Annotated in this window: 20 protein-coding genes and 1 pseudogene; 13 read left to right on the forward strand and 8 right to left on the reverse strand. The window is 69.8% G+C overall.

Going from position 1 to position 21,052, the window contains the following annotated elements:
* Positions 1–11: 11 nt before the first annotated feature.
* The 3 genes from QFW81_RS08095 to QFW81_RS08105 form a co-directional block, all read right to left on the reverse strand.
* Positions 12–647: a glutathione S-transferase family protein gene (locus QFW81_RS08095; RefSeq protein WP_280578194.1), complete on the reverse strand. Its 636-nt coding sequence runs from the start codon at positions 645–647 to the stop codon at positions 12–14.
* A 62-nt stretch (positions 648–709) separates the two neighbouring features.
* The gene (locus QFW81_RS08100; RefSeq protein ID WP_425603999.1) at positions 710–2,221 is read right to left on the reverse strand and encodes a fumarate hydratase; all 1,512 of its coding nucleotides are present in this window, start codon (positions 2,219–2,221) and stop codon (positions 710–712) included.
* A 231-nt stretch (positions 2,222–2,452) separates the two neighbouring features.
* Positions 2,453–3,466: a LacI family DNA-binding transcriptional regulator gene (locus tag QFW81_RS08105; RefSeq protein ID WP_280578197.1), complete on the reverse strand. Its 1,014-nt coding sequence runs from the start codon at positions 3,464–3,466 to the stop codon at positions 2,453–2,455.
* A gap of 97 nt (positions 3,467–3,563) precedes the next feature.
* Here QFW81_RS08105 and QFW81_RS08110 point away from each other — a divergent pair, with 97 nt between their 5' ends.
* From QFW81_RS08110 to QFW81_RS08140, 7 genes and pseudogenes are all read left to right on the forward strand, one after another.
* The gene (locus QFW81_RS08110; protein ID WP_280578198.1) at positions 3,564–4,616 is read left to right on the forward strand and encodes a sugar phosphate isomerase/epimerase family protein; all 1,053 of its coding nucleotides are present in this window, start codon (positions 3,564–3,566) and stop codon (positions 4,614–4,616) included.
* A 43-nt stretch (positions 4,617–4,659) separates the two neighbouring features.
* Complete coding sequence (locus QFW81_RS08115) at positions 4,660–5,883, forward strand: nucleoside permease (protein WP_280578199.1); 1,224 nt, start codon at positions 4,660–4,662, stop codon at positions 5,881–5,883.
* 10 nt (positions 5,884–5,893) lie between these two features.
* Positions 5,894–7,018, forward strand: coding sequence for a Gfo/Idh/MocA family protein (locus QFW81_RS08120; RefSeq protein WP_280578200.1), 1,125 nt, complete (start codon positions 5,894–5,896; stop codon positions 7,016–7,018).
* 250 nt (positions 7,019–7,268) lie between these two features.
* A pseudogene (locus QFW81_RS08125) lies at positions 7,269–8,114 on the forward strand (sugar phosphate isomerase/epimerase family protein); the annotation flags it as partial.
* Positions 8,115–8,156: 42 nt separating this feature from the next.
* Positions 8,157–8,744: a 3-keto-disaccharide hydrolase gene (locus QFW81_RS08130; protein ID WP_280578360.1), complete on the forward strand. Its 588-nt coding sequence runs from the start codon at positions 8,157–8,159 to the stop codon at positions 8,742–8,744.
* Positions 8,741–10,420 (forward strand): GMC family oxidoreductase, encoded by a 1,680-nt coding sequence (locus QFW81_RS08135; RefSeq protein WP_280578202.1) that lies wholly within the window; start codon positions 8,741–8,743, stop codon positions 10,418–10,420. Before QFW81_RS08130 ends, QFW81_RS08135 begins: the two co-directional genes overlap by 4 nt.
* On the forward strand, positions 10,420–11,208 hold the full coding sequence (locus tag QFW81_RS08140; RefSeq protein ID WP_280578203.1) for a gluconate 2-dehydrogenase subunit 3 family protein: 789 nt from the start codon (positions 10,420–10,422) through the stop codon (positions 11,206–11,208). Before QFW81_RS08135 ends, QFW81_RS08140 begins: the two co-directional genes overlap by 1 nt.
* 84 nt (positions 11,209–11,292) lie before the next feature.
* Here the strand turns inward: QFW81_RS08140 and QFW81_RS08145 are convergent, their stop codons facing one another.
* Genes QFW81_RS08145 through QFW81_RS08160 form a run of 4 tightly spaced genes read right to left on the reverse strand, consistent with a single transcriptional unit; the run spans position 11,293 to position 15,186 of the window.
* The gene (locus QFW81_RS08145) at positions 11,293–12,030 is read right to left on the reverse strand and encodes a 3-keto-disaccharide hydrolase (RefSeq protein WP_425603991.1); all 738 of its coding nucleotides are present in this window, start codon (positions 12,028–12,030) and stop codon (positions 11,293–11,295) included.
* Between the two features lie 35 nt (positions 12,031–12,065).
* Positions 12,066–12,641, reverse strand: coding sequence for a gluconate 2-dehydrogenase subunit 3 family protein (locus QFW81_RS08150; RefSeq protein WP_280578204.1), 576 nt, complete (start codon positions 12,639–12,641; stop codon positions 12,066–12,068).
* A complete protein-coding gene (locus QFW81_RS08155) occupies positions 12,641–14,326 on the reverse strand; it encodes a GMC oxidoreductase (protein ID WP_280578205.1) in 1,686 nt (561 codons plus the stop codon). The genes QFW81_RS08150 and QFW81_RS08155 overlap by 1 nt, the downstream gene beginning before the upstream one ends.
* Positions 14,327–14,355: 29 nt before the next feature.
* The gene (locus tag QFW81_RS08160; protein ID WP_280578362.1) at positions 14,356–15,186 is read right to left on the reverse strand and encodes a hydroxypyruvate isomerase family protein; all 831 of its coding nucleotides are present in this window, start codon (positions 15,184–15,186) and stop codon (positions 14,356–14,358) included.
* 550 nt (positions 15,187–15,736) lie between these two features.
* Here QFW81_RS08160 and QFW81_RS08165 point away from each other — a divergent pair.
* The 6 genes from QFW81_RS08165 (at position 15,737) to QFW81_RS08190 (ending at position 19,954) form a co-directional block, all read left to right on the forward strand.
* Positions 15,737–16,321 carry an RNA polymerase sigma factor gene (locus tag QFW81_RS08165; protein ID WP_280578206.1) on the forward strand — a complete coding sequence of 195 codons (585 nt, stop codon included), beginning with the start codon at positions 15,737–15,739 and terminating at the stop codon, positions 16,319–16,321.
* Complete coding sequence (locus QFW81_RS08170; protein WP_280578207.1) at positions 16,318–16,878, forward strand: hypothetical protein; 561 nt, start codon at positions 16,318–16,320, stop codon at positions 16,876–16,878. Before QFW81_RS08165 ends, QFW81_RS08170 begins: the two co-directional genes overlap by 4 nt.
* A 37-nt stretch (positions 16,879–16,915) precedes the next feature.
* On the forward strand, positions 16,916–17,803 hold the full coding sequence (locus QFW81_RS08175; protein WP_280578208.1) for a DUF4097 family beta strand repeat-containing protein: 888 nt from the start codon (positions 16,916–16,918) through the stop codon (positions 17,801–17,803).
* Positions 17,804–17,986: 183 nt separating this feature from the next.
* Positions 17,987–18,244, forward strand: a complete 258-nt coding sequence (locus QFW81_RS08180; RefSeq protein ID WP_280578209.1) for a helix-turn-helix domain-containing protein — start codon at positions 17,987–17,989, stop codon at positions 18,242–18,244.
* Positions 18,245–18,278: 34 nt separating this feature from the next.
* Entirely contained in the window at positions 18,279–19,097 is an 819-nt protein-coding gene (thiD, locus tag QFW81_RS08185; protein ID WP_280578210.1) for a bifunctional hydroxymethylpyrimidine kinase/phosphomethylpyrimidine kinase, read from the forward strand.
* Positions 19,094–19,954 (forward strand): alpha/beta hydrolase family protein, encoded by an 861-nt coding sequence (locus QFW81_RS08190; RefSeq protein WP_280578211.1) that lies wholly within the window; start codon positions 19,094–19,096, stop codon positions 19,952–19,954. The genes thiD and QFW81_RS08190 overlap by 4 nt, the downstream gene beginning before the upstream one ends.
* Here QFW81_RS08190 and galE read toward each other — a convergent pair.
* Positions 19,936–20,955, reverse strand: coding sequence for a UDP-glucose 4-epimerase GalE (galE, locus tag QFW81_RS08195; RefSeq protein ID WP_280578212.1), 1,020 nt, complete (start codon positions 20,953–20,955; stop codon positions 19,936–19,938). The two genes, QFW81_RS08190 and galE, sit on opposite strands and share 19 nt — an antisense overlap.
* Positions 20,956–21,052: the final 97 nt, after the last annotated feature.

A 21,052-nucleotide genomic window follows, 5' to 3' on the forward strand; every position in this document is an offset into this window, starting at 1 on the left:
CGCGACTCCGCTCAGGTCCAGTCGGCGATGCCCTCGCGCCGGTAGACCTCGGCGAACGAGGGCAGCGCCTTCATCCGCGCCGCGTGCGCGGCCAGCGCTGGCCAGCGGTCGCTGGGCGCGGGCATGTTGCGCGACCACCGCATCAGCATGGTCAGCACGAAATCCGCGGCGCTGCGGCGCTCGCCGAGCAGCCACGGCCCTGACGTGGCGAGGTGGTCGGCCACCTGCTGCCAGGCCTGCTCGAGAACCTGCGCGGCACGGACCTTGACCTGCTCCGCCTGCCCGGGCCCGGCCGGCTCGTCGGGGTAGAACCAGTCGCGGTAGGCCGGCATCAGGGTGTAGGCGCAGAACGCCATCCACCGGTAATAGGCGCCGCGTGCGGGCGTGCCCACCTCCGGTGCCAGGCCGGCGGCCGGATGCAGGTCGGCCAGCTGCATGGCGATCGCCGTGGATTCGGTCAGGACCTGTCCGTCGATCACCAGCGTCGGCACCCGCCCCTGCGGATTGACCGCCAGGTAGTCGGCCGACTTGTGCTCGCGCCGCTCGAAATCGAGCATGCGCAACTCGTGCTCCACACCGAGCTCGATCAGCAGCCAGTGGACGACGAGCGAGGCGGTACTGGGAGAGCCGTACAGGACGATCGACATGGCGCGTTCCGCTGCAAGGGGAGTGACGGAGTATCGCGCGCCCGGCCTGGCGCGCGCCGAACTCAGGCGATCTCGACCACCGGGATCTTTCCGATCCGCGCCTGCCAGTGCTTCGGTCCGGTGCGGTGTACCGATTCGCCGGTCGAATCGACCGCCACGGTCACCGGCATGTCCCTGACCTCGAACTCGTAGATCGCCTCCATGCCCAGGTCGGCGAATCCCACCACCTTCGCGGCGCGGATCGCCTTGGACACGAGGTAGGCCGAGCCGCCGACCGCCATCAGGTAGACCGACCGGTGCCTGCGGATGGCCTCCAGCGCCGCGGGACCACGCTCGGCCTTGCCGATCATGCCCAGCAGGCCGGTCTGGCCGAGCACCTGCTCGGTGAACTTGTCCATGCGCGTGGCCGTGGTCGGGCCGGCGGGGCCCACCACCTCGTCGCGCACCGGATCGACCGGGCCGACGTAGTAGATGAAGCGGCCCTTGAGATCGACCGGCAGCGGCTCGCCCTTGTCGAGCATGTCGACCATGCGTTTGTGGGCAGCATCGCGCCCGGTGAGCATCTTCCCGTTGAGCAGCAGCACCTCGCCCGGCCTGAAAGTCGCGACTTCCTCGCGGGTGATCGTGTCGAGATCGACGCGGCGCGCGTTCTGCGGGTTGTAGGTCAGCTTCGGCCAGTCCTCCAGCGAGGGCGGGTCCAGCGCGACCGGGCCGCTGCCGTCGAGGGTGAAGTGCGCATGCCGGGTGGCGGCGCAGTTGGGAATCATCGCCACCGGCAGGTTGGCCGCATGGGTCGGGTAGTCCTTGACCTTGATGTCGAGCACCGTGGTCAGGCCGCCCAGACCCTGCGCGCCGATGCCCAGCGCATTGACCTTGTCGTAAAGTTCCAGGCGCAGTTCCTCGGCGCGGCTGGAAGGACCGCGCGCGATCAGGTCCTGGATGTTGATCGGTTCCATCAGCGCTTCCTTGGCCAGCAGCATCGCCTTTTCGGCGGTGCCGCCGATGCCGATGCCGAGCATGCCCGGTGGGCACCAGCCCGCGCCCATGGTCGGCACGGTCTTCAGCACCCAGTCGACGATCGAATCGGACGGGTTGAGCATCGCGAACTTGCTCTTGGCCTCCGAGCCGCCCCCCTTGGCCGCCACGATCACGTCGACGGTGTTGCCCGGGACGATCTTCATGTTGACCACCGCCGGGGTGTTGTCCTTGGTGTTCTGGCGCCTGCCGGCCGGGTCGGCCAGCACGCTGGCGCGCAGCTTGTTGTCGGGGTGGTTGTAGGCGCGGCGCACGCCTTCGTTGACGGCATCCTCGAGCGAGCCAGTGAAGCCTTCCCAGCGCACATCCATGCCCACTTCCAGGAAGACGGTGACGATGCCGGTGTCCTGGCAGATCGGCCGGTGACCCTCCGCGCACATGCGCGAGTTGATCAGGATCTGCGCCATCGCGTCCTTCGCTGCCGGCGACTCCTCGCGCTCGTATGCGGCGGCCAGGCTGCGGATGTAATCGACCGGGTGGTAGTAGCTGATGTACTGGAGGGCGTCGGCGATCGACTGGATCAGATCGTCCTGCCTGATCGTGCTGACGGAAGCGTGGGTCACGGCTGGCTCGGTGGCGGGCGGAAAACGGCCCATTTTAGCCGCGCGGCCCGCGCCCGGCCCGTGCCGGCGAAGGCCCATGCGCGCATCGATGCTTTCCGCGGCCGGCGCGATGGACCGCGCCCGCGCCTCCTGCCCTGCCGCCCACGGGCGAAACGGTCGGGCGCGGCGCAGGCTGCGTGGCGGCCGCCTGCGCCCGGTCACGATGCGTCAGAGGCGGCGCTCCGGCGGTGCGGCGGTCGATCCGCGCAGCATCAGGCTGAAATCCAGGGTCTGCTGGTGCGGCACCTCGACCCCCTCGATGATGGCCAGCAGGAGCCGGGCCGCGCGGACGCCGATCTCCCGCATGGGCTGGCTGATCGTGGTCAGCGGCGGGCTCAGGTAGCGCGAGGACGCCAGGTCGTCGAACCCGACCACCGAGAAATCCTCCGGCACGCGGATGTCCAGGTCCCGACACGCCGCGAGCACCCCCAAGGCCATCTGGTCGCTGAAACAGAACGCGGCGGTGGGCGCAGGCGCCTGGGCCAGGAACCGCGTCGCAGCCGCGTGGCCGGATTCCACCGAGAAGTCGCCGGGGACCGTCGTCAACACGTCCAGGCGGCCGTGCGCCCTGGCCGCGGCCATGGCCCCTTCCAGGCGCTGGCGATGCAACGGATTGTCGGGCGGACCACCGACCACGGCGATCCGCGCGTGCCCCAGCGCATACAGGTGCTCCATCGCGGTGCGCGCCGCGGCCGCGTTGTCGATGTGGACGCTGGGAATCCCCAGCGTCGGATCGAACTCGCAGCCGTTGACCACCGGCGCCCTCGCGCCGAGCTGCCGGACGATCTCCCGCGCCGTCGGCGGAAGCCGGTGGCCGAGGACGATCATGCCGTCGGCCTGGTTGCGCGGCAGCATCTGCGCGTAGCGCTCCTCGCGCTCCGCCTGGTGTTCGGTATCGCCGAGCAGGACCGCGTAGCCTGCGGCCTGCGCGGCCTCCTCCGCCCCCTTGAGGATCTGCGCGAAGAACGGGTTGCCGATGTCCGGCACCGTGATCAGGATCTTGCCGCTGCGCTGGGTCTTGAGCGTCCGTGCCGAGGCATTGGGGACATAGCCCAGCGCGGCGGCGGCCTGCTCGATGCGCCTGCGCGTGTCCGGCAGGACCTTTTCGGGCCGCGAGAGCGCGCGGGAGACGGTGCCTGCCGAGACGCCCACGTGCCTGGCGATGTCGTAGATGGTGGCCATGTCCCCGTCCCCGGATGCGCGCGATGCAGTGCACAACGCGTGTCCCGATCATCGCATGCTAGGATCGGATGCAATCGATTGCATCAGGTGGTTCGGCATGCGGACACTGCAGGGCCCGGCGCTGTTCCTGGCCCAGTTCATCGGCGACGAGCCTCCGTTCGACCGCCTGGACACCTTGGCCCAATGGGCCGCCGGACTCGGCTATCGCGGCGTGCAGGTGCCGACCAGCGCGCCGCACATCTTCGATCTCGCCCGGGCCGCGGAGAGCCAGGCCTACTGCGACGACCTGGCGGGGATGCTGGCCGGCCACGGGATCCGGATCACCGAGCTGTCCACCCACCTGCAGGGCCAGCTGGTGGCCGTGCACCCGGCCTACGACGCGCTGTTCGACGGGTTCGCCCCGGAAGACCGGCGCGGCAACCCGGCCGCGCGGCAGGCCTGGGCGGTGGAGCAGCTGAAGCTGGCAGCGAAGGCCAGCCGGCGCCTGGGGCTCACCGCGCACGCCACCTTCTCCGGCGCGCTCGCCTGGCCGTACCTCTATCCCTGGCCGCAGCGTCCGTCCGGCTTGGTGGATGAGGCCTTCGCCGAACTTGGCCGCCGCTGGCGCCCGATCCTCGACGTCTTCGACGAATGCGGGGTGGACCTGTGCTACGAGATCCATCCGGGCGAGGACCTTCACGACGGCGCGACCTTCGAGCGCTTCCTGGACTCGGTCGACCACCATCCGCGCGCCAAGATCCTCTACGACCCCAGCCACCTGCTGCTGCAGCAGATGGACTACCTGGGATTCATCGACCGCTACCACGCGCGCATCGGCATGTTCCACGCCAAGGACGCCGAGTACCGCCCCGACGCGCGCAGCGGCGTGTATGGCGGCTACCAGGACTGGATCGACCGCCCCGGCCGGTTCCGCTCGCTCGGAGACGGCCAGGTCGACTTCAAGGCGATCTTCTCGAAGCTGGCCCAGTACGATTTCCCCGGCTGGGCGGTCGTGGAGTGGGAGTGCTGCCTGAAGCATCCGGAGGATGGCGCGCGCGAGGGCGCGGCCTTCATCCGCGAACACCTGATCCGCGTGACCGAGCACGCGTTCGACGACTTTGCCGGCAGCGGCGCCAGCCCACGGGCGCTGCGCGGCATGCTGGGGCTTTGAATCCATACCGCGTGATGCGGACACCGACCTGGGAGGGGAAGTGATGACGTCCACGATGTCGCGCCTCGGCGTGATGATGTTCCTGCAATTCTTCATCTGGGGCGCCTGGTTCGTGACCCTGGGCACGTACCTGGTCAATGGCCCGCTGCAGGCGAGCGCCAGCCAAGTGGCCACGGCCTTCCTCAGCCAGTCCGTCGGCGCGATCGTCGCGCCCTTCCTGGTCGGGCTGATCGCCGACCGCTATTTCGCCGCGCAGCGCATCCTCGCCCTGCTGCACCTGGGCGGGGCGGCGCTGATGTGGGGCGCGTCCACGGCCACCAGCTTCAATACCTTCTCGGGGTTCGTGTTCGCCTACATGCTGCTGTTCATGCCGACCCTGGCGCTGGCCACCAGCATCGCGATGCGACACATGCAGTCGCCGGAGAAGCAGTTCCCGCCGGTGCGCGTGGCCGGCAGCATCGGCTGGATCGTCGCCGGCGTGCTGATCGGCTGGCTGGGCTGGGAGCAGACCCAGCGCCTGGACTTCACCTTCAGGATGGCCGCGATCGCGTCCGCGGTGCTGGGCCTGTACGCGCTGACCCTGCCGCACACGCCGCCGCTGGCGCGCAAGCAGGGTGCGAAGCTGGGCGAGATCCTCGGGCTGGATGCGGCGCTGCACCTGCTCAAGTCGCGGGCCTACCTGGTGTTCTTCCTGGCCTCGATCGCGATCTGCATCCCGCTGTCGTTCTACTACAACTTCACCAACCCCTTCCTCAACGACGTGGGCGTGCGCGGCGCGGCCGGGCTGCAGTCGCTGGGCCAGGTGTCCGAAGTGCTGCTGATGCTGGCCATGCCGTTCCTGTTCGTGCGCCTGGGGGTGAAGGTGATGCTGGCGGTGGGCATGGGCGCATGGGTGCTGCGCTACGTGATGTTCGCCTTCGGCGACGCGGACGCGGGTTTCGCGCTGCTGGTGATCGGCATCGTGCTGCACGGCATCTGCTACGACTTCTTCTTCGTCACCGGCCAGATCTACACCGACGCGCACGCCGGGCAGAAATTCCGCAGCAGCGCTCAGGGCTTCATCACCCTGGCCACCTATGGCGTGGGCATGCTGATCGGCACCTTCCTGTCGGGCGCGGTCGTGGAGTACTACACCACCGAGGCCGGCCCGGACTGGGAGCGGATCTGGCTGTTCCCGGCCGGGGTCGCGTTCGTGGTGCTGGTGGCCTTCCTGTTCCTGTTCCGCGAAGGGCGGGCGGCGACGCCTGCCGCTTCGCCCGCGCACTGAGGTCGGCATGATGAGTACGCTTGGAGTCGCCATCGTCGGCACCGGCATGATCGGTGCGGTGCATCGCCGCGCGGCGGTGCTGGCCGGCGCGACGGTCCGCGGCGTGGCCGCGTCCTCGCCTGCGCGTGCGCAGGAAGTGGCGCAGGCCTGGGGCGTGCCCCGGGGCTACGACGGGATCGAGGACGTGATCGCCGATCCGCAGGTGCAGGTCGTGCACGTCTGCACGCCCAACCACCTGCACCGGTCGATGGCGCAGGCGGCGCTGGAAGCGGGCAAGCACGTGGTCTGCGAGAAGCCGCTGGCCACCACCCTGGAAGACGCGCGTGCGCTGGCGGCGCTGGCCGCCTCCACCGGGCAGGTGGCCACGGTGCCCTTCGTCTACCGCTACCACCCGGTGGTGCGCGAGGCGCGTGCCCGCATCGCCGCAGGCGACATCGGCCCGCTGCGCCTGATCCACGGCAGCTACCTGCAGGACTGGCTGCTGGATCCGGCCAGCAACAACTGGCGCGTGGATCCGGCGCTGGGCGGCGCATCGCGCGTGTTCGCCGACATCGGCTCGCACTGGTGCGACCTGGTGGAATGGGTCGGCGGCGAGCGCTTCGCCGAAGTCAGCGCGGTGTTCGAGACGGTGATCGCCGAGCGCGGCGTGGCCACCGGCAAGAGCTTCACCACGCCTGCGGCCGGTGGAGACACCCAGGCGGTGTCCAGCGAGGACGCGGCCGCGGCCATGTTCAGGACCGGCAACGGTACGCTGGCGACCGTCACCGTCAGCCAGGTTTCGGCCGGGCGCCGCAATCGCCTGTGGTTCGAGATCGACGGAGCGAAGGCCAGCGTGGCCTTCGACCAGGAGGACTGCGAGCGCCTGTGGATGGGCTATCCGGACCAGCGCGAGGAAGTGTTCGTGCGCGGCCCGGGCGCCGGCAGCGCCGAGCAGCGCCGGCTGTCGGTGCTGCCCGCCGGCCATGCGCAGGGCTATGCCAACTGCTTCGAGGCGTTCGTGGCCGACACGTACCGGGCGATCGCGCGCGAACAACCGGAAGGATTGCCGACGTTCGAGGACGGCCTGCGTTCGGCGCTGATCGTCGATCGCGTCATCGCTTCGTCCAGGTCGCGCGCATGGACGCCGATCGCCTGAGTTCCCGCGGCGCCCGGGATCCGTTCCCTGCCGCGCCGGTATCGTTTACCTGCAGCGCGTCAAGGCAATGCTGAAAAAGTCCGGTGTGTCACTCCGAACAAATTGAAAAGAGATTCACAACGGCGAGCCGGTCAATCTCGGGACATGAACGGCATGGATTTCTCGCTACGCTCGAAATGACAATTTGCCAGTGTTGCCTTAAGCGCGGGTCGGATCCCGTTTGCCGTTACCACAATCTCTGGAGGACCCCATGACGATCCATACCCTGCGCACGATCGCGGCCGCCGCGCTCGCGCTCTGCACCGCCCTGCCCGCCTGGGCGCAACCGGGCGATGCCACCGCCAAGCCCATCGCCGTGCAGATGTACACGCTGCGCAACGCCGGATCGCTCGAAGACCAGCTGAAGATCGTCCACGACGCCGGCGTCCGCGCGGTGGAGACGGTCGGGACGCAGGAGGTCCCCGCCGCGGCACTGAAACAGCTCCTGGACAAGTACGGGATCGAGCCGATCGCGGCCCACGTGGCGCTGTCCGACTTGCGCGGCGACCTGGACGAAATGGCGGCGTCCCACCGGGCCATCGGCAACACGATGCTGGTGGTGCCCTGGCTGCAGGAATCCGAACGGCCGACCGACGCCGAAGGCTGGCGCGCGCTGGGCCGCGAGCTCGGCGCCCTGGCCGCACGCCTGCAGCCGATGGGCATGCGGCTGGCGTACCACAACCACGAATTCGAGCTGGTCGAGTTCGACGGCAGGACGGGGCTCGAGCTGCTGTTCGAAGCCGCCGGTCCGGCGCTCGCCGTCGAGCTGGACCTGGCCTGGGTGGCGCGCGCCGGCCACGACCCGGCGGCGTTCCTCGGCAGGTTCCCCGGGCGCGTGTACGCGGTCCACGCCAAGGACAACGCCCCGGAGGGCGAGGCGCAGGACGAACAGGGCTTCACCGCCCTGGGCCAGGGCGTGCTCGACTGGAATGCGATCCTTCCCGCCGCCGCGGACGCGGGCGTGCAGTGGTACATCATCGAGCACGACCTTCCGCGCGATGCTGCCGCCGTCGTGCGGACGGGCGCGGCCTTCCTCGCCGAACACCTGCCATCCGACAACCAGCTGAGCAGGCAGGAACAGGCCGACGGCTGGCAACTCCTGTTCGACGGCAAGGATCTGTCGCAGTGGCGCACCTTCAAGCAGGAGGGGCTTGGCGACAAGTGGATCATCGAGGATGGCGCCATCAAGCTGACCGGCGCAGGCGGCGGCGACATCCTGACCAAGGCCCGTTACCAGGATTTCGACCTCAGGCTGGACTGGAAGATTTCGGAAGTCGGCAACAGCGGCATCTTCATCCTGGCGGACGAGACCGGCGAACACATCTACTCGCACGCGCCGGAAATCCAGATCCTCGACAACGAGCGCCATCCCGACAACGAACTGGACACCCATCTGTCCGGCTCCCTGTACGACATGATCGCCTCGCCACCGGCCTCGCACCGGATCGCGGGTGAGTGGAACCGCGTGCGCATCCTGCTCGACCAGGGCCACCTGACCATCTGGCAGAACGGCGTGCAGACCGCATCGGTGGAGATCGGCAGCGCGGAGTGGAAGCGGCTGGTGGCGGCCAGCAAGTTCGCCGACTGGGCGGGATTCGCCGCCAACGCCAGTGGCCATATCGGCCTGCAGGACCACGGCGACGTGGTGTGGTTCAAGAACCTCAAGATCAAAGAACTGAAGCGATGAACGATTTCGCCCACCACGTGCTGGTCGTCGGCTCCGGCGCCGGCGGCGCCATGGCCGCGTACGAACTGACCCGCCAGGGCCACAAGGTGCTGCTGCTCGAAGCCGGCCGCCACTACGACCCGACCACGGAAACGCCGATGTTCCGGCCCAATGGCGACGCACCGCTGATGGGCGCTTCCACGCCGGACAAGGACTTCGGCTTCTACGATTCCACCGTGGGCGGCGGCTGGGAGGTGCCGGACGAGCCCTACACCACCGCCGAAGGCACCGAGTTCCTGTGGTGGCGTGCGCGCATGCTGGGCGGGCGCACCAACCACTGGGGCCGGTACGCGCTGCGTTTCAGCGAACACGACTTCAAGGCAAAGAGCCGGGACGGCCTCGGCGCCGACTGGCCGTTCGAGTACGACGAGATCGCCCCCTGGTACGACAAGACCGAAGCACTGGTGGGCGTCTGCGGCACCAATACCGGCCTGGACGACATGCCGCCGTCGTCGGACGGGGTCCTGCAGCCGGCCCCGACGCCACGGATACCGGAACTGCTGATCGCCGCCGCGGCGAAGAAGCACGGCATCGAGGCAGCGCCGATGCACCGGGCCATCCTGACCCGGGCGCTGGATCAGCGCGCGCCCTGCTTCTGGGCCACGCCCTGCGGTTACGGCTGCTCGATCGGCGCGGCGTTCCAGACCACCACCTCGCTGTTGCCGATGGCGCAGGCCACGGGCCACCTGCGGGTCATCACCGACGCCATGGTCAAGACCGTGACCACCGATGCAGGCGGCAACGTCACGGGCGTGAGCTATGTCGACAAGACGACCGGCACCGAACGGCAAGTGGACGCGAAGGTGGTGGTCCTGGCCGCCAGCGCCTGCGAGACGGCGCGCATTCTGCTCAATTCCAAGAACGCCAGTCATCCCGACGGACTCGCCAATTCCAGCGGCCAGGTCGGTCGCAACCTGATGGACTCCACCGGCGCGGGCCTCTCGGCGCTGGTCCCGGCCCTGATGGACCGGCCGCGCTACAACGAGGACGGCCACACCGCCAACCACCTGTTCATACCCTGGTGGGGCCACCAGGCGCATGCCAACGGAGAACTGGATTTCCCGCGCGGCTACCACTTCGAACTGGGCGGACGCTTCGGCGAGCCGGGCGCCTATGTCAGTGGCGACCTGCAAGGCTATGGCCCCGCGCTGAAACAGCAGGTGCGCGCGCACTACGGTGCCTACGTGCACTTTGCGCTCCGTGGCGAGATGCTGCCGAACGACGACTGCTACATGGACATCGACCCGAGCGTCACGGACAAATGGGGCATCCCGGTGCCGCGTTTCCACTGGAAATGGTCCGAGCACGAACTCAAGCAGGTCGAGCACGGCCTCAAGACCGCCAAGGCCATCCTGGAAACCATGGGCGCGACCGTCGGCGAGTTGCCTGCCGCTGAAGAGGCGATCAAGAAGGGGGGCGAGATCATCCACGAGGTCGGCACCACCCGGATGGGCGACTCACCCGAGGACTCGGTGACCAACCAGTGGGGCCAGACCTGGGACTGTCCCAACCTGTTCGTGATGGACGGCGGCGTGTTCGCCTCCAATCCGCACAAGAACTGTACCCTGACCATCATGACGCTGGCGATGCGCAACAGCGCCTGGCTGGCCGACCAGCTCAAGACGGGGGCGCTGTGATGCCGAACCCAGAGGACAAGGGCATTGCCGCCCGAACCGACAGCGACGCGCCCGTGTACGCGCACAAGCTGACCCGACGCGATTCGCTGAAGCTGCTGGCCGCACTGGCGGCAAGCGCCATGCTGCCTGCATTGTCCGCCTGCTCGTCGCCATCGACGGGCGATGCCGCCGATAGCCTCGCGGATGAGGGGCATTGGCCGGAGCTGGACCTGCAGCCGGTGACGGCCAAGGGTTACGGCAAGGATCCGAACCTGATGGTGCCGCCGGAAACGCCCTGGCCGCTGACGTTGACGCCCGCACAGCTGTCGCTGCTGGCAGTGCTGTCGGACATCATCGTGCCGGCGGAAGGCGAGTCGCCCTCGGCATCCGCGGCGCAGGTGCCGACAGTCGTCGACGAATGGGTGAGCGCGCCCTATCCCGACCAGCAGCAGGACCGGTTGACCGTGCTGTCGGCCCTCGCCTGGCTCGACGACGAAGCCGCCCTGCGCTTCTCGCAGCCGTTCGCGGCGCTGGACACGGCGCAGCAGCTGGCGATCATCGACGACATCGCGTATCGCAACGACCAGACCCCACGGCAGTTCCAACGCATCGCGGGGGCGTTCTCCCGGCTGCGCAACCTGGTCCTGGCGGCCTACTTCTGCACGCCGGACGGCATGCAGGACATCGGCTACATGGGCAACGTGGCCATTGCCGGCGATTACCCCGGCCCGACGCCGGAAGCCTACGGCCATCTGGAGACGGTGCTGGCGGACCTCGGGCTCAGCGAGTTCGCCTATCCCGTGGGCTGACCGTCGTACCCGGCATCCGGGCAGCGCGCGACCGCACCAGCACCATCGCTCGCTGTCCGGAAGGGTCCGGGGTTACGCGCGCCGCTAGAGTTCCCGCACCCAGATGTTGCGGAAGCTGACCTCGGAGTCGTGGTCCTGCAGGGAGATCGGGGCGCAGCCGTGCGGAGAATACGAAGGCGGCCCCCGGTATTCGGTGGTGCCGGCGATGACGGTGTCGTCCTGCACCAGCACGCCGTTGTGCAGCACGGTGATGCGCGCGGGTGACAGCAGGCCACCGCCTTCGGAGAAGCGCGGCGCCTTCCAGATGACGTCATAGGACTGCCATTCGCCCGGCGGGCGCGAGGCGTTCACCAGCGGGATCGCCTGCTTGTAGATCGAGGCCGCCTGGCCGTTGGGATACGTGGGGTTGTCGTGGCTGTCGAGCACCTGCAGTTCGTACAGCTCCTGCAGGAAGATGCCGCTGTTGCCGCGGTTCTGGCCGTCGACACCGCGGGTCTGCGCCGGACTGCGCCATTCGACGTGCAGCTGGATGTCGCAGAAGCGCTGGCGGGTGCGGATGCCCTTGCTGCCGGGCACCACGGTGAGCGCGCCATCGGCCACGCGCCACGGCGCATCACCGCCCTGCTCCGACTCCCACGCGGCCAGGCCGCTGCCGTCGAACAGCACCACCGCGTCCGACGGCGCCGCGCCCACGGGCGTGGCCACGACCGCCGGCACCGGGGTCCAGGCTTCGGTCTTCTCCGGATCGGCCGCGGGATCGTGGGCGAGCGCAGCGGCACTGGCCACCATGCCAGCGGTGAGCAGGAGCGCGCGTGCGGCCATGTGGTGGCGTGGCGAAGAGTGACGGCGGCGGCGCATCATCGTGTCGCCCATGCCGGCGTGCCCGGCTCGTAGGGCAGGTCACCGTCATAGCCCCCGGGCACCGGGTCGTAGCGCAGGACTTCGGTGGCGCCCACCTCCGATGTGAAAAAGCTGAAGAGCACCAGCTGCTTGATCATCGTGAAGGAGTGCATCCCGCTCCCGCTGCCGGATCCGTCGGCGGCCACCCACGCCCGGCGGGCCTGTTCGCCCGCCTCCCGGTCCAGCGTGGTGAGCATCTTCAGGCGGGCCGCGGGCGGCAGGGCCATGAAGCTTCCGGACGCGCGCTGGTCCAGGTCCGCCAGCCCGGCGCGAAAGGCGGCCTGGTCCTCGGGGGTGTAGCAGTCGGTGACGAAGCGCGCCATGAACGAGCCCACCTCCGCATCCTTCGCCCCGGGCGTGTCGGTGCGCGGGATAATGGTCTCTGCGATCTCGTCCAGCAGCGCCACTTCGTCGGCGGTGAAGCCGGCGGCGGCCTGCGGGACGGGCGCCTGCCCGAGCACGAAGGCCGGCATGCCGACCATGGCCACACCGGTGGCGGACGCGATCATCTTCAGCAGTTCGCGACGGTCCATCACAGGTTCCCCGCCTTGAGTTCGCGCACCGCATGGTCGGCGGCGCGCGCGGTCAATGCCATGTAGGTCAGCGACGGGTTCACGCAGCTGGCCGAGGTCATGCAGGCGCCGTCGGTCACGTACACGTTGGGCGCGTCCCACACCTGGTTGTGCCCGTTGAGCACCGAGCTCTTCGGGTCGCGGCCCATGCGCGCGGTGCCCATCTCGTGGATCGCCCGGCCGGGCGCGGGCTCGGCTTCGTAGGTCCGCACGTCGCGAACGCCCGCCGCTTCCAGCATCTCGGCGGCATCGGCGGCCATGTCCTTGCGCATGGCCCGCTCGTTGTCGCGGATCGACACGTCCATCGCCAGCACCGGCAGGCCCCACTTGTCCTTGGTGCCGTGGTCCAGGCGGATGGTGTTGTCGTGGTAGGGAAGCATCTCGCCGAACGCGGTCATGCCGATGCTCCAGTCGCCCGGCACGCTCGCGGCCTGCTTCAGGCCCGCGCCGATGCCCATTTCGGCGACGCTGCGCGACCAGTCCTGGCGGCTCGCGCCCCCCTGGTAGCCGAAGCCGCGCAGATAGTCGCGGCGGTCGTCGCCGACGTTGCGGAAGCGCGGAATGTAGAAGCCGCAGGGGCGGCGTCCGGAGTAGTACCTGTCCTCGAAGCCGTCCACGACGCCCTGGGCGCCGGCTTCGAAATGGTGGTCCATGACGTTGTGGCCCAGCTCGCCGGACGAGGACCCCAGCCCGCCTTCCCACACGTCGGTGGCCGAGTTCATCAGCACCCAGGTCGAATTGAAGCTCGATGCGTTGAGGAAGATCACCTTGGCCGTGTACTCGTAGGTCTGGCCGGTCTCGGCGTCCACGATCTCGACGCCGCGCGCGCGCTTGCGATCCTTGTCGTAGAGCACCTGCCGCACGATCGAGAACGGGCGCAGGGTGAGGTTGCCGGTCTGCATCGCAGCCGGCAGGGTGGCCGACTGGGTCGAGAAGTAGGCGCCATAGGGGCAGCCCAGGATGCACTTGTTGCGGTACTGGCAGTTGGCCCGCCCCTGCTCCGGACGCGGTTCGGTGATGTTGGCGGTGCGCGAGTGGATCATGTGACGGCTGCCGCCGAAGGCCTTGCGGATGCGCGCGGCCACATCCTTCTCGACGACGTTCAGCGGCACCGGCGGCAGGAACTTGCCATCGGGCAGCACGTCCAGGCCTTCGACCGTGCCGGCGATGCCGGCGAACGTCTCGACGTGGTCGTACCAGGGCGCGAGGTCCTCGTAGCGGATCGGCCAGTCGACGGCGATGCCCTCGCGCGCGTTGGCCTCGAAGTCCATCCGCGAGAGGCGGTAGCTCTGCCGGCCCCACATCAGCGAGCGACCGCCGACGTGGTAGCCGCGGAACCAGTCGAAGCGCTTGGTCTCGGTGTACGGGCAGTCCTTCTCGTCGGCCCACATCCCGTAGGTGCTCTCCGACAGCGGGTAGTCGCGGCGCAGGACCGGGTGCGCTTCCTTCATCGCCTGGGTGGGCACGTTGCGGTGCGGGTAGTCCCACGCCTCCTTGTGCGCGTTGACGTAGTCCTTGATGTGCTCGATGTTGCGGCCGCGCTCGAGCATCAGCACCTTGAGTCCCTTCTCGGCCAGTTCCTTGGCGGCCCAGCCGCCGCTGATGCCCGAGCCGACGACGATCGCGTCGTAATCATTGTTCGCCATTGAGACTGTGTTCCTGGTTGAGGCGGGGGTTACACGTCGCACAGCCGGATGGCCTCGCGCAGCGAGGCGACCGGATCCGGCGCCGACGGCATGAATTCCTGTGCGATGTACCCGTCGAATCCGGTCTCGCGGATCGCGCGACAGATGGCCGGGTAGTTCAGTTCCTGGTCCTCGCCGATCTCGTGCCGGCCCGGCACGCCCGCCGTGTGGTAGTGCACGAACCAGCGGTGGTGGCGACGGATGGTGGCGATGATGTCGCCCTCCATGATCTGCATGTGGTAGATGTCGTAGAGCAGGCCGAAGTGGACCGACCCGAGCGTCTCGCACAGCTCGACGCCCCAGGCGGAGCGGTCGCACAGATAGTCGGGGTGGTCGACGCGCGAGTTCAGCAGTTCCATCACCAGCCTGACGCCGCGCTTTTCCGCATGCCCGAGGAGGCGCTTGAGGCCGGCGGCCGAATTGGCCAGGCCTTCGGCCGGGTCCATGCCGCCGCGGTTGCCGGAAAAGCAGATCAGGTTGCGGTAGCCGGCATCGGCCACCAGGTCGATATGGCGGGTGTAGCGCGCCACCAGCTCGTCATGGAAGCGGGTGTCCGCGAACCCCTGCTCCAGCCCGAGTTCGGCGCCGTTGCACATCGAACTGTCCACGCCATGCGACTTCAGCGTGGACCAGTCGTCCGGGCCGACCAGGTCGATGGCGGAAAAGCCGATCTGCTTCACGATCCGGCACAGCTCGGCGATGGGCGTCTGCCCGAACGTCCAGCGCGCGACGGAATGCTTCAGATTGCCCTTCAGCGGCTGGACGGGAGTATCGGCCGCCGGCACCAGACCCGAGGCCGCCAGTCCCAGTCCGCCCACCATCGTGGCGCGCAGCGCGTCGCGCCGGGTGAATGTGTGCTTCAAGTCAGGCCTCCCGGGTCTGCCCAAATGGCGGTTCCGGCATTGCGCCCGCCCCGGCGGACTGTACGTCCGCCGGGCGGTGCCGCCGCCTAGGCATGGAAGATACGTCGCGCGGCCACCGGGGCAACCGCCGGCAGACAGGTTCATGAATCGCGGTGACGGGAGCGCGCGCGCGAGGCGCGGCAGCCGCATTCGGTCTGGTCGACGAAACGCCCATGCTCCACCGGCCTCCCAACCGGTACAGACACACGAATCCGCTCGGATGCAATCGATTGCACGATAGCAACAGCGCGCCCGATTGCAAGGTCCGCCGGTGGATTCCGTCGCCCGCCAGCCGGCGTATCCGGCATTGGGCAAGCGGCGTGGATGACCCGCGCGATGGACTCCTGAAAGGGGCCCGCTGAACTTCCGGGCCCGGCAGGCCGGTTGGGAGCGGCGCGGCGCTTGCCGCTGCGCGGTGTGGAACAGAGCGGCTTTAAACCCTGGCCCGCGCGCCCGCATCGGACTCGATATGCTGACGGCGACGATGAGTGCATCCCCGGAAGAGGCGGGCTCCGCGACCGACCTGGACCACGCGCTGGCGCGGGCCTCGGCCGGCGGCGACATGGCGGCGTTCGAGACCCTGTACCGGCGCCATGCCGGGCGCGTGCACGGCGTGATCCTGCGTCTGGTGGGCCACCAGCATGCGCGCGCGGAGGATCTCACCCAGGAAGCGTTCGTCCGCGCCTGGCAGGCACTGCCGACGTTCCGGTACGAAAGCGCGTTCGGCACCTGGCTGCACCGGCTGGCCGCCAATACCGCGCTGATGGAACTGCGCAGCCGCCGCAGCGCCCCGGGCATGGACACCGACGAGGACGCACTGGACGCGGTCGGCAGCGTCGACTCGGCCGGCCACGCGACGGCGCTGTCGATGGACCTTGAGCAGGCGGTGGCCAGCCTGCCGCCACGGGCACGCGCGGTGCTGGTGCTGTACGACATCGAAGGCTGGAAGCACGAGGAGATCGCCGGCACGCTGGACATGGCGGTCGGCAGTTCGAAGGCACAACTGCATCGCGCCCGCAGGCTGCTGCGCGCGAAGCTGGGAGACCACGCATGACCCACGACCCGACCGACCACGACCTGCCCGCCACGCTGCGCCTGCAACTGCGCGGATTGCGGCGCGACGAGCCGCCGGCGCGCGACTTGTGGCCCGACCTCAGCGCGCGCCTGGCGGTCGAACCCCGGCAGCCGCCCGTCCGCCCTGCGGCCCGCCCGCGCGCGCTACCGGCCCTGGCCGCGGCGGCGGTGCTGGCGCTGGCCCTGGGGCTGGGATGGCAGTTGCGGCCCGATACCGCGGTGCCCGTTCCCGTCGAGGCGCCCGCACCCACTCCGGCGGCCGCTCCCGGCGCCGCGCCCGCGGACGCACCCCGCACGCCCGCCCCGCTGGTGGTGCAGGCCGATGCCATGGCCCGCGAGTACGAAGGCGCGCTGCGCGAGCTGACCGCGGCGCGTCCGCCGGTCGCCGGCCACCCCGCCCTGATCGAGCTCGACCGCAGCGCGGACGACGTGCGCCAGGCGCTGGCGCACGATCCCGACGCCGTATTCCTGCTCCAGCGCCTGCAGCGTGTGTACGCGCAGCGGCTGTCGCTGACCCAACGCCTGGCCCGGGCCTGATGCCCGGCCGCGACGCCCCACATTCGAGGAGATCCCGATGAAAGCCCTGACCCTGACCGCCGCCCTGCTCGCCTGCCTGGGCACCGCGCCCGCCTTCGCCGCCACCCCGATCGACGAGACCCGCCCGCTGGACGCGCGCGGCCAGCTGGAAGTGTCCAACGTGAAAGGGCGCATCGAAGTGCGCGCCTGGGACCGCGAGGAAGTGAAGATCACCGGCAGCCTCGGCGACGGCGTCGAGCGGCTGCAGGTCGAAGGCGACCGCAAGTCGCTCGAGGTCAAGGTGCGCTACCCGCGCAACAGCCGCAATACCGAACCGACCACGCTGCTGCTCCAGGTGCCGCGCCAGGTCGAACTGGAAGTGGACGGCGTCGCCGTGGACATCGACGTCAATGGCATCGCCGGCCGCACGCTGGACATCGAGAGCGTCAGCGGCGACGTGGTGGCCGTGGGCGCGCCGCGCGAGGCCGACATCAGCAGCGTCAGCGGCAACCTGCAGCTCAACCTCAACTCCGACAACGTCGAAGTGGAGAGCGTGAGCGGCAACATCGTGCTGCGCGGGCGCATCGAGGGCGAGATTTCGGCCGAGACCGTCTCGGGCGACATCCGCATCGACTCGCGCGGCGAATCCACGCGCCGGCTGTCCACCAGCAGCGTGTCGGGCAGCGCCAGCTACACCGGCGGGCTGGCCCCGGGCGGCCGCATCAGTGCCGAATCGGTGAGCGGTGACATCCGCCTCGCGCTGCCGGCGGCGGTGTCGGCGCGGGTCAGCGCCGAGAGCTTCAGCGGCGACCTGCGCGCCCCCGGGGTGCAGATCGACAAGCCGAAATACGGGCCCGGCTCGAGCTTCGAACACACCTTCGGCGATGGCGCGGGCGAGATCCGGATGGAAACCTTCTCCGGCAACGCGGAGCTGGTCCTGGAGTGAGCCGAACTGCCCCGCCCGGCCCATTGCCGGCACTGAATCCCCGCGCGCGCCTGCGGGCGCGGCCGTTCCGGGTGCGGTCGGTCCCGATGCGATGGACGATGCCTGAGGCATCATCTTCGATCACGCCCGGCGGCACTGGCAGAACTTCGGGATAGCGAGGCATCATCATCGGGAGATCTCCCGATGATTACCGCCCTCCAACTGCGCGCCGCACGCGCGATGCTCGGCATCGACCAGCGCCAGCTTGCCGCACTGGCCGGCGTGTCGCTGCCGACGGTCCAGCGCATGGAGGCCGCTCCCTGCGCCGTGCACAGCGTCTCGGGCACCCTGGCGAAGGTGGTCGGCGCCCTGGACACGGCCGGCATCGAGCTGATCGGCAACGACCAGCCCAGCCGCGGCCGCGGCCGCGGCGTCCGCCTGAAGGCTGCGACGGACGCCTGACGCACGACGACCCGGTGGCGCGGCACAATGGGGCATGTCATCCGCCGCCCCTTCGCCTCCCGTGTCCGCCCTGACCATCGCCGGATCCGATTCCGGCGGCGGTGCCGGCATCCAGGCCGACCTGCGCACCTTCGCCGCGCACGGCGTGCACGGGCTGTCGGCGATCACCGCGCTCACCGCGCAGCACACCCGCGGCGTCACCGCCGTGCATGTCCCGCCGGTGGCCTTCCTGCGGGCGCAGATCGACGCGTGTTTCGACGATTTCCGCATCCGGGCGGTCAAGCTCGGGATGCTCGCGAACGCGGCCGTCATCCACGCGGTCGCCGACGCGCTGGAGACGCACCGGCCGCCTTTCCTGGTGCTGGACCCGGTGATGGTCGCCACCTCCGGCGCGAAGCTGCTGGAGGACGAGGCGCTCGAAGCGATGCGCACGCGGCTGATCCCGCGCGCCGACCTGCTCACGCCCAACATCCCGGAAGCCGAGCTGCTTACCGGCATGCGGATCGCGGACGCAGCCGCCGCGGAGAGCGCACTCGAAGCGCTGGAGACGATGGGCTGCCGGGCGGTCCTGCTCAAGGGCGGGCACCTGGAGGAAGGCGCGCAGGTGATCGACCGCTACCGCGACGCGGGCGGCGAGGCCAGGTTCGTCCACGACCGCCTGCCCATCGAAGGCCACGGCACCGGCTGCACCCTGGCCTCGGCCGTAACGGCGCGGCTGTGCCAGGGCATGCCGATGGCGCAGGCCGCCGCCGAAGCGATCGAGTACGTGGGTCACGCCCTGCGCCTGGGCTACCGCCCCGGACGCGGCGAGGTGCGGGTGCTGGACCACATCGGCGCGGCGCCCCGCGCGTGAGTCCCGTCGTGTCCACCCTGGAGACCGACGTCCGTGCGGACGACGGCCACCGATGGCGACTGCTCGCACGGGTTCCGCAGGCCCCCCGGCAGGCACTGCTGTGGCTGCCGGCGCTGGGCGTGGCCGCGCGCCATTATCTTGCGTTCGCCGACGCGCTCGCGCAGCGCGGGGTCGCCGTGTTCGTGCATGAATGGCGCGGCCACGGCTCGAGCGACGTGCGCGCCGGGCGAGGCTGCGACTGGGGCTACCGCGAATTGCTGCTGCACGATCTTCCCGCCAGCCAGGCCGCTGCCAGGCGCTTGCTGCTGAACAACCCGCCGCACCTGATCGGCGGCCACAGCCTGGGCGGGCAGCTGGCCTGCTGCCGGCTTGCGATGGCGCCCGACACGGCCGCGGCGCTGTGGCTGGTCGCCAGCGGCGCGCCCTACTGGCGGAGTTTCCCGATGCCGCAGCGCCTGCTGCTGCCGCTGGCCTACCGGTTCCTGCCCTGGCTGGCGCGCACGCGCGGCGCGCTGCCGGGCCGGCGGATCGGGTTCGGTGGCAACGAGGCCGCCGGCGTGATCCGGGACTGGGCCCGCACCGCGCTCAGCGGCCGCTACGCCGCCGAGGGCCTGGACGTGGACCTGGAGGCCGCGATGTCCCGCGTGATCCGACCGGTACGCGCCGTGCTGCTCGCACAGGACTGGCTGGCGCCGCGCGGCTCGCTCGACTTCCTGCTCGCCAGGATGCCGGCGGCGCCGGCGCAGGCCATCTGCATGGACGCGCACGCGGCGGGCACGCGGGCGGACCACTACGCCTGGATGAAGACGCCCGACGCCGTCGTCGACCGGCTGCTGGCTCAACCGGGCTCGGCGTAGCCGGTCGGATTCATCGACTGCCAGCGCCAGGCATCGCGGCACATGGCGTCGACGTCGAGGGTGGCGCGCCAGCCCAGCAGCGACTGCGCGCGTGCCGGGTCTGCGTAGACCTCGGCCACGTCGCCCGGACGGCGGCCGACGATCTCGTAGGGCACCGCGCGCCCCGACGCCCGTTCGAACGCCTGTACCAGCTGCAGCACGCTCACCCCGGTGCCGGTGCCGAGGTTGACGGTGAACCCCGCGCCGGTGCGCTCCAGCGTGTCCAGCGCATCGGCATGGGCACGGGCCAGGTCGAGCACATGGATGTAGTCGCGCACACCGGTGCCGTCGACCGTGGGCCAGTCGCCGCCGTAGATGCTCAGCGCCGGGCGCCGGCCCACCGCCACCTGGCAGATGTAGGGCATCAGATTGTTCGGCACCCCGCCCGGATCCTCGCCGATCAGACCCGAGCCGTGCGCGCCGACCGGATTGAAATAGCGCAGCACGCCGGCCTGGAACCCGGGCTCGGCGCTGCACAGGTCGGCGATCAGCTGCTCCATCACCAGCTTGGTGCGGCCGTAGGGGTTGGTGACCCGCAGCGGCGCGTCCTCGTCCACCGGGACCCGCTCCGGATCGCCGTAGACCGTGGCCGAGGAACTGAAGACCAGCCGCGCCACGCCCGCTTCGCGCATCGCCTGCAGCAGGTTCAGCGTGCCGGTGATGTTGTTGTCGAAGTAGTCCAGCGGCCGCTCGCAGGACTCGCCCACCGCCTTGAGCGCGGCGAAATGCACCACCGCGTCGAATCCGGCACCGGCGAGCAGCGTGCGCGTCGCCTCGCGGTCGCGCAGATCGACGTTGCGGAACGCGAGCGGCGCGCCGATGATCGCCTGCAGCCGCTCGAGCACCCGCGGCGAACTGTTGCTGAGGTTGTCGGCCACCACCAGGTCATGGCCACGCGCGGCCAGTTCGATGCAGGTGTGGCTGCCGATGTAGCCGGTGCCGCCGAAGACCAGGATGCGCATGCGCGGGGTCCGACTCGTGTCCGGCGCGCATTATCCACCACCCGGGGCGGGTTCCGGTCGCGGTGCGCGCTGGCCTGTCGCGGTCGCATCCCGCGTT

Source organism: Luteimonas kalidii (genome assembly GCF_029887935.1).
GTDB classification, from domain to species: Bacteria; Pseudomonadota; Gammaproteobacteria; order Xanthomonadales; family Xanthomonadaceae; genus Luteimonas; species Luteimonas kalidii.